The sequence below is a fragment of the Trichormus variabilis 0441 genome (genome assembly GCF_009856605.1).
Taxonomy (GTDB): Bacteria; Cyanobacteriota; Cyanobacteriia; order Cyanobacteriales; family Nostocaceae; genus Trichormus; species Trichormus variabilis.
In genome coordinates, this window is the sequence record NZ_CP047242.1 from 851022 (window position 1) to 866193 (window position 15172).

At 42.8% G+C, this 15172-nt stretch carries 4 protein-coding genes and 1 pseudogene; 1 reads left to right on the top strand and 4 read right to left on the bottom strand.

Going from position 1 to position 15172, the window contains the following annotated elements; translation table 11 throughout:
- Positions 1-211: 211 nt before the first annotated feature.
- Complete coding sequence (locus tag GSQ19_RS03420) at positions 212-3295, bottom strand: esterase-like activity of phytase family protein (RefSeq protein ID WP_011321389.1); 3084 nt, start codon at positions 3293-3295, stop codon at positions 212-214.
- Positions 3296-3676: 381 nt separating this feature from the next.
- Here GSQ19_RS03420 and GSQ19_RS03425 point away from each other — a divergent pair, with 381 nt between their 5' ends.
- The gene (locus GSQ19_RS03425) at positions 3677-10717 is read left to right on the top strand and encodes an ExeM/NucH family extracellular endonuclease (RefSeq protein WP_011321390.1); all 7041 of its coding nucleotides are present in this window, start codon (positions 3677-3679) and stop codon (positions 10715-10717) included.
- A 90-nt stretch (positions 10718-10807) separates the two neighbouring features.
- Here the strand turns inward: GSQ19_RS03425 and GSQ19_RS29950 are convergent.
- The 3 genes and pseudogenes from GSQ19_RS29950 to GSQ19_RS03435 all read right to left on the bottom strand — a co-directional run.
- Positions 10808-11018 (bottom strand): annotated as a pseudogene (locus GSQ19_RS29950) (hypothetical protein); the annotation flags it as partial.
- A 196-nt stretch (positions 11019-11214) separates the two neighbouring features.
- Entirely contained in the window at positions 11215-11973 is a 759-nt protein-coding gene (locus GSQ19_RS03430) for a thioesterase II family protein (RefSeq protein WP_011321392.1), read from the bottom strand.
- Between the two features lie 127 nt (positions 11974-12100).
- Entirely contained in the window at positions 12101-15148 is a 3048-nt protein-coding gene (locus GSQ19_RS03435) for a hypothetical protein (RefSeq protein WP_011321393.1), read from the bottom strand.
- Positions 15149-15172 lie beyond the last annotated feature (24 nt).

The window sequence follows — 15172 nt, forward strand, 5'->3', positions numbered from 1 at the left end:
ATGACTATTACCAAATATCTAACTTTTTAGATAGCTTTGCGTTCCTCTCTCTTGAAAAGTTTCCTACGGAGGGAAACCCTCCTCCAGAACTTTTCGCTGCGTAAACCTCCGCGAGCCTCTGCGTTAAGAAAAAAACAAACTTTATATAAAAAACGAGGGAATATAATCCCCTCGCATATTCACTAAAACTCAATCTTTGATTGCAGCATCACTAACCAACCACACTGACAGCAAAAACAAAGTCAGTCACAGTCAGACTAGTTGACGTAATTCCTTGTAATGCAACTAAGTCAGTCGCGCCTAACTTCACCAAAGTATCAGCGCCTTGCTTTACCAAACTCAAAGCACTAAATTGCGTGACACCAATTCCCCCCAATCCAATTTTGTCAACACCGACAGCGAAGTCTGTCACCGTATTCTTGCTAGTTGGTAAACTACCATTAGCAATCCAGAACTGGTCAGTACCAGCGCCACCACTCAGACGGTTACTACCGGCTTGACCTGCAAATAGCACATCATCGCCATCGCCGCCAAACAAAGAGTCATTCACATTGGAGAATAATTTGTCATCTCCCGAACCACCATTGAGACGGTTATAACTACCGTTACTTGTGAGGGTGTCGTTACCAGAACCACCAAAGGCGAATTGACGGGAACCTTCGATGACTTGCAGAGTGTCATTACCTGCTGCACCAAAAAGGTTATTACTTCCCCCTGCTTCAATCACGGTGATTTCGTCATTACCATTACCACCGTTAGCTGTAGTGTTGCTGGTGGGGCCATTCACACCAATGAAGACTTGATCATTACCATTGCCAGTAGAGACAGAAGCATCACTGCCCACAAATACCGTATCATTTCCGTTGCCTGTGGAGATAGTATTATTCCCAGGGGAATCTACTGTATCTGCGCCATCACCTGTGAATAATATTCGACCGGGTTCCGCCGTAATCTCATCGCTACTAGGAGAGCCGAACTTAATTTCTGTAGCTTGTGGCTGTCCCAAACCAGGTGCAAGATTGAGGGGTTGCTCTAACCTCAATAAGATAATTTCGTTATTATCTATAGCTGGAGGGCGACCGACGGAAAATGGATAGTTGTTGTCATTGGCGACCAAAATGGTGTTTGCGTCAACAACTACAACAGATTCGATGGTGGTAAAAGGGAAGTCAAAGGTTGTTTTACCGTCTCTATTCAGGTCGTTGGGGTCTTGGATATTTAATAAATCGGCAATTTCTTGTTTAGCTACAAAGCCATTAGCATCTGTTTGAGACAGGTTTATTTTGTAAATCTTCTTGAATCTAGCTGAAGCGCCTTGACCTCCATCTCGTTCAATGACTAGGTACTCATTGTCATTAATGACGGTGATTTCTCCGATCGCATGAGCAGGATTTTCCAGCCTGTAATAGCGTAAATTATTTGTATAGCTACGGGTTGCTAGGTCAAATTCATTCAGCCGTAATGCACCTACAGGATCACCTTGGACTGTTCCTTCCAGAAGCATATAGAGCTTGGTTTTGCTGGCGTTAATTGCGCCACCTTCAAAACCTCTAGAACCACCCAAATTTGCTAAAGCATCTCCTGAAAGCACATCAGGGTTTTGGGGAGAACGGACTATATTGTTTCCAGGGAGACTCAATAGGTCACGGACTCTATCTGCTGTAATGGGGAAGTCGGTAAATAAAGCATCTACCCCTAATTGAAATAACTGCTGATACTCTAGTTCTGGATTTCCTTGATAATTCGCTGCTAAGTAACGTTCTTCATCACGGAAGGTGTATGGGTGAACCTGCAAACCAACATTGTGAGCATCTTGAACTAAGGTAGTTGGCGGTAACAGAGTCTTATCAGCATCATTAACTGCGCCATCTCCATTGACATCATCTGCTTGTCCATCATTATTAGCATCAGTACCTCTGACACTAACAATCATCCGCTTCCAGGGGCCGATACCATCAGCATATTCAGCAATTTCCGCCAAGCCTGCTGGAGTGCGTAAATCGCCGTAGGTGCGAGTGTCACCACTAACGATAAAGTCATAGGGTCTGGTTTCTATGAGCCTACCATCAATATCAACGTCAATGGCATCAAAAAGTTGTACCAAGGGAATATCGACCCCAGCACGAGGCATAATCACATCATGCAGCTCTTTAAGATTGCCAACTTCAAAGGACTGGATGAAAATCCGGCTAGGATCAGTAAAGTTATTAGCCTGGAGGGTATCGATGAGAATCTGACTGATATTGCGGTTAATCTTCTCTGTTGTCCCTACATAGGTAGCTTCTTGAGCAAAATAAGTAGGATGTTTGGTTTCTGGATAAATACCAATCTTTTTCCCAGTCTCGGCTTCTACCTGTTTCACCAGGTCAATAATTTCTGTCAGGGTAGGAATGGTAAATTGACCGTTGAATGACTGGTCACGGAAAGGTAGACGCTCTATGGCTCGTAATTCCTTGATTTCCGCTAAAGTAAAATCTTCAGCAAACCAACCAGTAATTTCAGTTCCATCTAAATTTACCGTTTTTAGGCGATCGCTAAACTTGGCAATTTGGTAAACGTTCGTGGTTGTATTGCTGAAATTAACGCTACCATCAGCGTTCAACACCGCTAAAGCAGGTTCATGGCGAGCAATTAACACACCATCTTTTGTCACAGCCAAGTCTGGTTCGATAAAGTCTGCACCTTGTTCAATAGCCAGCTTGTAGGACTCTAGGGTATGTTCTGGACGAAAGCCGCTTGCACCCCGGTGTCCGATAACTTCGGGTGCTGTACCATCTAAAGTCTTGAAGCGGTCTGGTGTGGCGATGGGTGCATCTAACAATTTACCCGTAGCATCAAAATGTAGTAAGTAAGGGCCAAATTCGTCACCTACCCAGATAGAACCATCTTTATCAATGACAAAAGACTCAATGTCTAAATCTGCGCCTGTCAGTAATCTGTCAGCACTAGCCTCATTCACTATCTGGAAAGGAATTTTGTTATTGGGGTCAGATAGTTGGATGTAGTCTAAAATCTTAACGCTGCCATCACCATTCTCTACGCCTCGAAAATTCGGGTCTAAACGATAGATACGTAGTAGGTAGTCAGCACTATTATCTTTACTACCGTAGCCATTATCGGACAAGAAGTAAAATGAGCCACTATTGGCGAATTGTACTGCACTAAAGCCCTGCACTGGCTGTCCAGGGAAAGGGCCTGTCCTACCGTTTCCGGAAATACCATTACCAGAAGCTGGCCCATCAGCATAGGTATCAGCCGCGAGAGAAGCAAAGCCCACTAACTGAACATTTACCACAATATTTAATCCTCAAATTTTTAGGTACACATCATGAATGGTGCAAGAGGCGCTGGGAGTTAGGAACTCCGCACTCATCACAATCAGAGAACTTGACTATTCAAGGAATTATGGGAATTTGAAGATTAAGAAAAAAATAAGTTCAAAAGAACTAATGGTTAAAATACTGTTTTTCCAAAATAGTTAGTTATTTTACCTTTTCCTATTATTCTCTTAATCTGAATTCAGTAAAGTTCCAGTGCCTATTTACACGGACAAAATTACTAAGAATTAATTTTTCCTAGCTAAAGAAAATATCACAAGCTAGCCAGGCCTATTCAAGGGCAGGGCGATGCTTTGTGTTGGTTTTGCAGATTTTTACCATCTTACTTATTAATCATTATGACAGCTACAACATTGAAGCCTGGAGATATTGCGATCGCTGGTTATAACACCACTAATCCTGATAGCATCCGTGTAGTGGTGCTTGTGGACATTGGTGCTGGTACAACCTTCAACATTACAGATAACGGTTGGCAATCTAGTGGTAGCTTCCGCACGGGAGAGGGAGTTCTGACTTATACCGCACCTCAGGATATTTCTGCGGGTACAGTTCTCACTTGGACAAATGGCAGTAGTATTAATTCACCAGGGTTTAACTCCAATAACCCTAGTAATTTTGCTCTCAATGCTAGTGGTGACTCGCTGATTATTTATACAGGAACATTAGCCAGTCCAACTTTAATTTATTCCCTGAGTTCTGGTAACTGGACTAACGCAACTAGCGCGTCCACATCTGCTGAACCCACGGCGACAAACGGTGGCACACTGGAAACTGGCAAGACAACGGTGGCTATCACTACCAATGGTACAAATGGCTACTATAGCGGTTCTACCGTGGGAACTCAGGCACAACTACTAGCGGCTATCTCCAACCCAGCAAATTGGACAGCTAGTTCCACCATCACCGACATTGCCAATTGGCGGTCATCATTCACGCTTTCTCAGCCTTTACCCAACATCCAAATCACTGAATATATGTACCAAGGTACTAACGGTGAATTTATGGAGTTTACCAACCTTGGCACTACGGCAGTAGATTTTACTGGCTGGAGTTACGATGATAGCGGTCGTACAGCTGGTACTGTTAGTTTAAGTGCCTTTGGAATTGTGCAGCCTGGAGAATCAGTTATCCTCACAGAAGCAAGTGAAGCGGATTTCCGCGCCGCCTGGGGATTATCTGCTAATGTTAAGGTCATTGGCGGATTGACAAGAAATCTGGGACGGAGTGATGAAATTAACCTGTACGATAACAATGGTCAACTCATAGACCGCCTCACCTATGGAGATGAAACCTTTACGGGGACGATTCGCACCCAGACGAGGAGTGGTTGGACTGAACCAGGGAATTTAGGTGCTGTTACTATTAATACTGATTGGCAGCTTTCCACTGTCGATGATGCTCAAAATTCTCGCACCTCTACAGGCGGTGATATTGGCAACCCAGGATTTTATAACATTAACAACACACCCCTACCAGGTATAACCATTACTCAATCTGGTAGTAGCACAGATGTAACTGAAGGTGGTGTGACAGATAGTTACGCCATAGTTCTGAAAACTCAGCCTACAGCAGATGTGACGATTAACATCACTGTTGATAATCAGGTGACAACCAGTTCACCAACCTTGATTTTCACTCCCCAAAACTGGAATATAGCCCAAACTATCACAGTGACTGCTGTCAATGATGATGTAATTGAAGGTACACACACCAGCACGATCGCCCACAATGTTAGTAGTAGTGACACCAATTACAACGGAATTGCGATCGCTAACATCAATATAAATATTACCGACAACGACGCACCACCCAACACCAATGTCAATGTCCAAATCACCGAGTATATGTACACTGGTGCTAATGGTGAATTCGTCGAGTTTACCAACCTTGGTACTACCGCAGTAGACTTTACTGGCTGGAGTTTTGATGACAATACTCGCATTGCTGGTTCCTTCAATCTCAGTGCATTTGGTATCGTCCAGCCTGGGGAGTCGGTAATTTTAACGGAAACTGCGGCGGAGACATTCCGTACTGCGTGGAACCTACCCACCTCGGTAAAAATTATCGGTAACTCTAACCAAGGTTTGGGACGCACTGATGAGATTAACCTGTATGACAGCACCGGCCAGCTAATAGACCGCCTCACCTACAATGATGAAGGATTCACCGGGACTATTCGCACCCAAAACGCTAGCGGTTGGACGACAGCAGCGAATCTTGATGGTTTTGAGATTACTACTAACTGGCAGCTTTCTGCCATTAATGATGGTCAAAATTCCCGCTTGTCTACAGGTAATGATGTGGGTAACCCAGGGACTTACATTCCTAACCCTGTATCCACTGTGGGCGCGCCGAAAATTGAAGTTAATCCCAGTACAACAGACTTACTGGATGGGCAAAACCTACCTGTCCCCTTACCTAAAATTGGTGCTGGTGCTATTAGTGGTGTCATTAACGATCCTACCGACCCAGCAAGGACATTAGGTATTAACTTTACCTTGAGTGATACTGACACGCCAGTTGAAAACCTGACAATTACAGTCACTAGTAGCAATCAGGCGGTTGTCCCTGATGCCAACCTGACCTTAACTGGTACTGGTGCAGAACGCAATCTAAAAATTAATCCTGTTGGTGTTGGTTTAGCCAATATTACCGTTACCGTGAGTGACGGTACACTCAGCAGTGCCTACATTATTAACTACGCCGCCTCAGCCGGATCTGTTAGTCCCAGTACCCGTTTCCTCACAGGGACAAGTGACGCTTCTAGTGCGATCGCTATTGATGCCAATTATATGTTCGTTGCCGACGACGAAGACCAAACAATTCGGCTGTACGATCGCCGTAATTCTGGTTTACCATTAGCCAGCTTTGACTTTACCTCATTACTCGGCTTATCTGGTTCCAGTGAAGTAGATATCGAAGCCTCTACCCGCATTGGTAACACAATTTACTGGTTAGGTTCCCACAGCAACAACAGTAATGGCAGCGATTCACCCAACCGGGAACGGATTTTTGCCACGCAGATTTCTGGTACAGGGGCAAGTGCTACCCTGACATTCCAAGGATACTATCAATTCCTCGAAGATGATTTAATTGCTTGGGATAATAACAACGGTCATGGTTTGGGCGCTGGCTTTTTAGGGCTGGCTGGAAGTGCTGCAAATGGTGTATCGCCTGAAATTCGCAACGGTTTCAACATTGAAGGCTTGACAGTTGCACCCGATGGCAATACGGCTTATGTTTCCTTTCGTGCGCCTAATCAACCAACAAGCGATCGCACTAATGCCCTAATTATTCCTGTCACTAATTTTACCAATATCCTGAATACCACAGGCGGTACATCTGGTGCTACTAGCTTTGGTGCGCCCATCTTCTTGGACTTAGGTGGTCGTGGTATCCGCAGTATTGAGCGTAACTCTAGTAATCAATACCTGATTATTGCTGGCCCCCCAGGTGGTGCTACAGGAGTAGCCCCCAATGATTTCCGTCTCTACACTTGGACTGGTAATGCTACTGATGCGCCTGTATTACGTATTGCTGATTTAACAGCGTTGAATACTAACGGTAGTTTTGAATCCATTGTGGAAGTGCCAGATTCCCTCACCAACAATACCCAGATTCAATTGCTGGTAGATAACGGCGATACCGTTTGGTACAACAACGGCACAATTTCCAAAGACTTAGCTCAGAATAACTTCCAAAAATTCCGCAGTGAAGTCATAACCCTTGGTTCTCCAGTCCTCACTCTACCAGTCGGAGCAATTTCCCTCAAGACTCCTTACTCTCAAGAGTTTAATAATCTGATTAGTTCGGGTTCAGAAACCTGGACTGATAGCTCTACAATCGCTGGTTGGTATACTGCTAGAACCGGAACCGGCACAACCATTGTCGCCTCAACAGGAAGCAACACCGCAGGTAATCTCTACAGCTTCGGTTTGGATAGTTCAGACCGTGCTTTAGGTTCTATCGGTTCAGGTAACGCAGCCGCAGGTACATTTTATTGGGGTAGCAGGTTTTTTAACGACACAGGTAATGTAGTTAATCAGCTGTATGTTAACTATTACGGTGAACAATGGCGTAGTGGTGGTACTACTTCTAATCCTCAAACCGTTGATTTCCAATATCAAACCGGTGCAACAAGCTTAACTGGTGGTACTTGGGTTGATGTCAACAATCTAGATTTTACTAGTCTGATCAACAATACGACTGCTGGCGCACTCAATGGTAATGCAAGTGCCAACCGCAATCTAATCTCCGGCACAATTAGCGGTTTATCTCTCAATCCTGGTGAAGAAATTTGGTTACGTTGGGTCGATATTGACCATCCAGGCACTGATCATGGTTTGAGTATTGATGATGTAAAAGTTTCCACTGCCCCATTACCTAGCATCACCTTAATTGAGTCTGGTGGTAGCACCAACGTTACTGAAGGAGGGGCAACGGATACCTACACCATCGTCCTAAATACCCAGCCCACAGCCAATGTTACCGTTACCATTAACCCTGATTCTCAAACTACTACTAGTGTCAATACTCTCACCTTTACCCCTGCTAACTGGAATACACCCCAAACTGTAACGATAACCGCAGTTAATGATGACCTAGTAGAAGGCACACACACCAGCGTGATTACCCATACAGTAACTAGTGACGATACTAGCTACAACGGAATTAACATCGGCTCAGTTACTGCCACAATTACCGATAATGATGTTGCCCTCACCATTACCAAAATTCACCAAATTCAAGGTAGTGGTACAACCTTTAACTCTGCTTTTGGTAGCATTCGCACAATTGAAGGTGTTGTGGTTGCTGCATTCCCCGGTGGTTCAGGTTTAAATGGCTTTTTCGTCCAAGAAGAAGATGCAGACGCTGATAATGACTCTACAACTTCTGAAGGAATCTTTGTTTTCGACCCCACAGGCCAGTTCTCTGGTAGCGTTGGTGATAAAGTCCGGGTGACTGGCAGTGTGAGCGAATTTAGCACTAACAATGGTGTCAGCAGCCTGACCCAACTTTCTAGCGTCAGCAGCATCATCAACTTAGGCGCAGACATACTACCAACAGTGAGTAATATCCAGTTACCTGTGACGACTGTCGCAGATTTGGAACGCTACGAAGGGATGCGGGTAAATATCAGTGCTGGTAGTGGGGATTTAACTGTTACCGAACATTTTCAACTTGGTCGTTTCGGTCAGGTGGTTCTCTCTGCAACTGGTACTAGTAACCAACTTGGTACGGATGGCAGGCTGGAACAATACACCCAATTTAATGACCCCAGTGTTACTGGCTACGCTGCTTATTTAGATGAGATTGCCAAACGACGGATTATCTTAGATGACGGTAGCAGCACACAAAACCCAGCAACCATCATCTTTGGTCGTGGTGGTGAACCTTTAAGTGCTACCAACACCCTACGGGGTGGCGATACCGTTGCTAGTATCACTGGCATTTTAGACCACCGCTTTGAAGGATACCGCGTTCAAACTTCAACAGGCGTAAACTTTACACCAGCCAATCCTCGTCCAACAACCACACCAGATGTAGGCGGTACACTCAAGGTTGCCAGCTTTAACGTCCTAAATTACTTTAATGGTGATGGTACTGGTAGCGGCTTCACCAGTCCTGAACAAAGGGGTGCAGAAAACCTGACTGAGTTCAACCGCCAGCGTGACAAGACAATTGCAGCCATTCTGGGGTTAAATGCCGATGTTGTGGGTCTGATTGAAATCGAAAATGATGGTTACGGTGCTAATAGTGCCATTCAAGATTTAGTCAATGGACTCAATGCTGTTGCCGGTGCGGGTACTTACGCTTTTATTAATCCAGGACTGTCTCAACTAGGTACGGATGCGATCGCCGTTGGTTTGATCTATAAACCTAATAGTGTCACCCCCATTGGTACAGCCGCCACAGTCGCCGATGGCTTTGGTCAAGGTGCGTTTGATAACAATAACCGTAAACCCCTAGCCCAAACTTTCCGACAAAACTCCACAGGTGAACAGTTCACAGCCGTCATCAATCACTTTAAATCTAAGGGTTCAAGTTTTGGAAATCCTGGCGACGCTGACGCTGGCGATGGTCAAGGTTTATCTAATGGAACACGGACTCGTGCATCCCAAGATTTGGCAGCATGGTTAGCGACAAATCCCACGGGAACTACTGACACAGATTATCTCATTCTCGGCGACCTCAACGCCTACGCCCAGGAAGATCCAATCAGGGCTTTGGAAAATGCCGGATATAACAACCTGTTGCCAAATACCACCTATTCCTACGTTTTTGATGGTCAGTGGGGTGCTTTAGACCATGCTTTAGCTAATGCCTCACTGACTGCACAATTAAGTGGTGCTGTCAAGTGGCATATTAATGCTGATGAACCAAATGTTCTTGACTACAACACCAACTTCAAGTCAGTAGGACAACAAACCAGCTTATACAGTCCTGATGCTTTCCGTTCTTCAGACCATGACCCGGTGATTGTAGGGCTGAATTTAAACACTGCACCCATAGCTGTGAATGATATAGCCACGACCAATGAAAACACGGCTGTCAACATTAACGTCCTGACTAATGACAGTGATGCGAATGGTGATGCTTTACAACTGAGTTTGGTATCTAACCCTGTCAACGGTATTGCTGTTGTCAATGACAATGGTACACCAGGTAACTTTGCTGATGACTTTATTATCTACACGCCCAATACTGGCTATGTTGGCAGTGACAGTTTCACTTATGGTATCAGTGATGGTAAGGGTGGCACAGCCACAGCATCTGTGAGTCTGACGATCAACGCTAGTGGCGGCATTATTGGTACTCCAGATAACGATATTCTCACAGGTACTAATAGGAATGATCTCATCCGGGGTTTGGGTGGTAATGATTTATTAATAGGTGGTAACGGTAATGATACCCTCTATGGTGACAGAGGCAAAGATATCTTACTAGGTGGTAACGGTAACGATACCCTGTATGGTGGTGACGGCAATGATACCTTAATCGGTGGTAATGGAGATGATTTGTTAGTTGGTGGTAAGGAAAATGACTTATTGATTGGCGGTAACGGCCGCGATCGCTTCTATCTGAGTGATACTAGAACTGGAGAGTTTGATATCATCACTGATTTTAAAGTCGGGCAAGATACAATCTTCATCTCCAAGACAGAATTTGGACTTAGCCAAGCTTTGGGTACACTTAATCCGGGTTTATTCCGCTTGGGTAGTAATGCGACAGCAGCAGGCGATCGCTTCATCTACAACAATACTACAGGCCAACTGTTTTTTGATGAAGATGGCATTGGCGGTGCAGCCAAAATTCAAATAGGTTTGTTATCTAATAAACCCGCAATCACTAGTAGCAGTATTACTATAGCTGCTTAAACTTTCTTTCCAAACAACCCCAGTTTTTCAAAAAACTGGGGTTTTTGTTTAGGGAATACCAAAACATAAATTAACGCGAGTTCGATGGAACTAAAAAATGGCAGGAGGTAGTGCAGATAAGTCTTTTGGGTAAATATCAATGGAAGGTTTTTTAGGCAAATAGGTATAAGCAGCTAAACCAGCCGTCAAATTAACCAAAAAGTTAAATGGACTACGATGACGAGAGTATAGCCTTCGGCAACGCTTCGCGAACAATTTGACAGATATTTTTGAGATGATCATTGACCGATTCAATTACTGCCCCGCTAAATTTTTAATTTAGCGGTCTACAATTAGTGGCGGGTCTGAATCCCCCACGAATTGATTCTGATTCCTGAATTCTGACTTCTGGATTCTTCTTCAATGGTATATCTAATATTCCGTTTATCCAAACCCACAGGGAGTTTCCAACCAACATTTATACCCCCAAACCCCTACACCCTTACACCCCTATACCCCTAAATTCCAGACAAATACCTAGCCAATTGTTCAAGTACAAGAGATTGAGCAGAGTGCAGAAAAAAGTGGTCGCCGGGGAACATATGTAAGTTAAAGTCAGCCTTTGTTTGTTCTTGCCATGCTTGCAATTCATCACCACTAACTTCTGAATCTTGTAATCCTCCAAAAACTGTAATGGGACATTCTAAAGGTAATTCAGGAGTATAAATATAAGTTTCTAAAACTGCAAAATCAGCCCGTAAAATCGGCAAAAATAGCTGCATTAGTTCTGAATTTTCTAATACGGTTGATGGTGTACCGTTGAGATGGCGTAGTTCTTCTATAAAAGCTGGTTCGGGTAGATTATGAATAGGTGGATGTAAGTTAGGAATGTGGGGTGGGCGACGACCGGATATGAACAAGTGAACCGGATGAATATCATACTGTTTTTGCAGGAAACGCGCTACTTCAAAACTGACCAAGCCGCCCATGCTATGCCCCATGAAGGCAAAGGGCTTGTCTAAATATGGGTAGATAGCGGAGGCGATCGCATCCACAAGCGGTTCCATTTTCTGAAAAGGCGCTAACTGTATCTGTCTTCCTCGTCCAGGAAGTTCAATAGCACAAACCTCTACAGATGCAGGTAGATAATTTGGCCAAGTGCGAAAAATAAAAGAACTACCACCCGCATAAGGAAAGCAAAATAAACGCGAAGCCGCTACAGGATTTGGCTTGGGACAAATCACCCAAGAGTTGTAACTGGATGTATTGGTCTTCATCACGTTGAATTATCCCAGATTTTTCTCAATAAAACTATTGTAGAGAAGTTAAACCTATCTACAAATAGAAAATGGGAAATTATTTATGATGCTTACCTGAGCCTATCCATTTTGGGTTAACAAACTACTAATTTAGAGGACTATACTTTGACAATAGATGATTTAAACGCTTGCGTTCGTAATGGGTTAAAACTTGGGCAGATTGTTCTGATTTTTCTAATTGTTGGTAAATTAAATCTTGTTCAAAGGTTTCTATACGTTCTTTAAGTTCTCCATATAGTTCTTGATAGCTGAACTCATTTGTTAAGTCTGAGGCAATTTTTTCTCGTTCTTTACCGAGTAATTGACCTTTGAACTGATAATTTCCATGTGCATCTTGAGACAATAATTCCAGAGCGATCGCCAGCAATAAGGTATCATAAGCCGAGATTAATTCTCTACTGGAACTAATTTCTTCGGGTATTAAATCAGGAATATTTTCCTCTTCTCCTTTCTGAGTACGTTCATAACAGTCTCGATAAAACTCTATTTGGCTGAGAAAGTAAACCGGAAAACCTAAAGAACGTACCAAAACACACAGACTACTTTCATCTTCCGCAACAAATGGAGTTACAGCACGGCTAAAGCGGCTATAAAGTCGGAGTATTTCTTCTTTATCTTTTGCTCCTACCCAAAGTGTAATTTCTGGTTGAGAAGTTGGGTTTAAGTGAGCGTCGGTATCTTGAAGACGCAACAAGAGTTTCGCACTGTTATAGAGTTGGTTTAATCTAATACTAGCTGTATTTTCTGCGATCAAATCTGATTTTAAAACGTCTCCAATGGATAACTTACTTAAATGTTCAAACTGCTTTCTGGCAAATAAAACCAGTTTGTTCTGAAATTCTGTCGCGGAAATTTGCCATGCTTGAGAACGACTAACTTCTTCTTTAGTGAATTTATTGATTGGGAGAGTTTTGAGAATATTTTGATGATAATAAATATCAATATCTGAATTGGTCAAAACAGCTAATCTAGTTTCTGAATAATTTGTTGATGCTTTATCATGTTGAGCGATTAAAATCTCATATAACTGAGAGAAGTTAGATAAGCTTTGCCGTAAAATCTCGGTCTTCTGTTTAGATATTTTAATTAAATGATTGGCTACCTCAACGCGGATATTTTGAGCGTAGAGGTCATATTCTAACTTTAATTGCTCATTATAGTTGCGGCGTAATTCCACGCCAGTAGCTTTTAAACTACTTTCTAGGCGTTTGATTTGTTTTTGAGCTTTTTGAAGGCGATCACGGATGCTGGTACTATATTTAAACCAAAGGATACCTAAGTAACTAAGTATACTAACTAAACCCCAAAGTAGGTAATTAAATAAGTTAACCCCTATTTGTTGTAATAATACCCATAAGGTTGATTGGCTAAAAAGCCCAGTGAGCAGCAATATCCCAATTAAAGCAATAGCAAAGACAGCAGGTAAAACTATGAGATACAGATAACGAAAACGGTTTTCTTCTGCTATCAATTCATTTAATTGGTCTGTAGCTATTTCATATTGGTTTTCTAAATAATTTAGTTGTTTTTGCGTTTGACTAATTTCTGTTTGTGCTTTGGAACGGGCATCTTCAATTACTAATAAGCGAGTTTGTCTAATTTGTTCAAGTTCTGCATTTATAGCTTGGTGATAATCAGCAACTACCACTCTTAGTTGTTCTTGAATTTTCTGTAATTCTTGGGTAAGTGCGTCTGAATTAGTTGTAGCCGCCGTCTCTTGTAATTGTTGTCTTTGGGATTTGAGAGTGAAAAATTTATTGAGTAGCTTTTGGCTATTTTCTTGATTAATTTTTATTTGCAATCGAGTATCTAAAAATGCTTCGGCGGCACGTAGTTCTGTAATCAGATTTTCTGGGCGATCACTAATAGACTCTGTTTGCAATTCCAAATAAGGATTATTCAAAACATTGAATAGTCTAACAGCTTCATGTAAGCCACTAGTTGCAGCATCCGCATATTGATTAATTTTTCTATCTAAAAGTTTGCTTAAGGCGATTTGTGCTTGTTTTCCGCAACTTTCTAGTGTGCGCTTATATGAAATCAGTTCTTTATTTTCAAATTGCTGATAAGCACGTTGCAATTCCATTCCATATTCTTGAGTCTGACCAGGACGAAGATCAAGACGAGGGCTAAAATCTTGCCAAACTGGTTTACCGTTGTCTCGTTCTAATTGCTGCAAAGCGTCGTGATAATCTTCGCTGAGGACAAATTCTTTCGCATCTAATAGTAATTGGCGATTCGCTTCGGGAGTTAGTTTTGCTGGGGGGAGAAATTCCTGGGTGATAATATCGCCCGCTAAGGCTGTACTCAAACGTTCTATAACTATGTCTGCGGGAAAAAATAACTCCCCATAGCCAAATGAACTGTAAGCGGGAAGTTTTCCCCGGACTGTATGCGCCCCAATTAACAATCCGCCTGTTTCGGCTTCAACAGTTAATAAACCAGCAAAAGCATCAGCATAACTATCTAAATTAACTCCTAGTTCCCCACTTCGTTCGTCAATCAGCCAACAATTATCAAAAGGTGGTCTTTTTTGAGTACCCCTAATGACAACTCCTTTAGTCATTTTGTCGTCTAATTGCTTCAGGAGTTGATAAGCTGCACTATAATCCTCAGTTCTGGCTTGGGCAAATAGTCCTGGTAAGAGTATGAAAGCTTCTAAACTATGGGGAACATCGGCAAAGTAGACATTAAATAGCCAATGAATTAAGCGGGATAGTTCAAATACTAGTTCTCGCGCCCGATGGTCATTAGCTGAGAACATGATGTAGATTCTATACCAAGAACTGATATCAACTCCAGCATTTTTTGCGGCGATCGCTTCTGGTGATTGATTAACTGATTTAATTAAATCAATTAAAGTTGTTTGCAAATCCTTTGCTGCTTGTTGGAACTGGTTACTTAATTGAGATACAGAAGCTTGTCTAGCGTTTGTCAAAGCCAGGTCAAAACTCGCATCAGCAAACTTATCTAACTCGTTACTAAACCCAAAAGTTTGACCATCCCAAGTGAGAGTGTAAGCCTGAATTAAGCGACTTTGGGCGCTGGGAAGTTGTGTGAGTTGCCGCTTGATAGCTGCACATAAAGCGGTACTGTGGGGATCGAGTGCAAGTAAAATAGTTGGTTTTGGCATGAGGCTAGTACCGCTATGGGAAAT

Bases quoted from the DNA above. Each gene is read 5' to 3' on its own strand.
- GSQ19_RS03425 (WP_011321390.1), top strand. From the start codon at position 3,677: ATGACAGCTACAACATTGAAGCCTGGAGATATTGCGATCGCTGGTTAT.
- GSQ19_RS03430 (WP_011321392.1), bottom strand. From the start codon at position 11,973: ATGAAGACCAATACATCCAGTTACAACTCTTGGGTGATTTGTCCCAAG.
- GSQ19_RS03435 (WP_011321393.1), bottom strand. From the start codon at position 15,148: ATGCCAAAACCAACTATTTTACTTGCACTCGATCCCCACAGTACCGCT.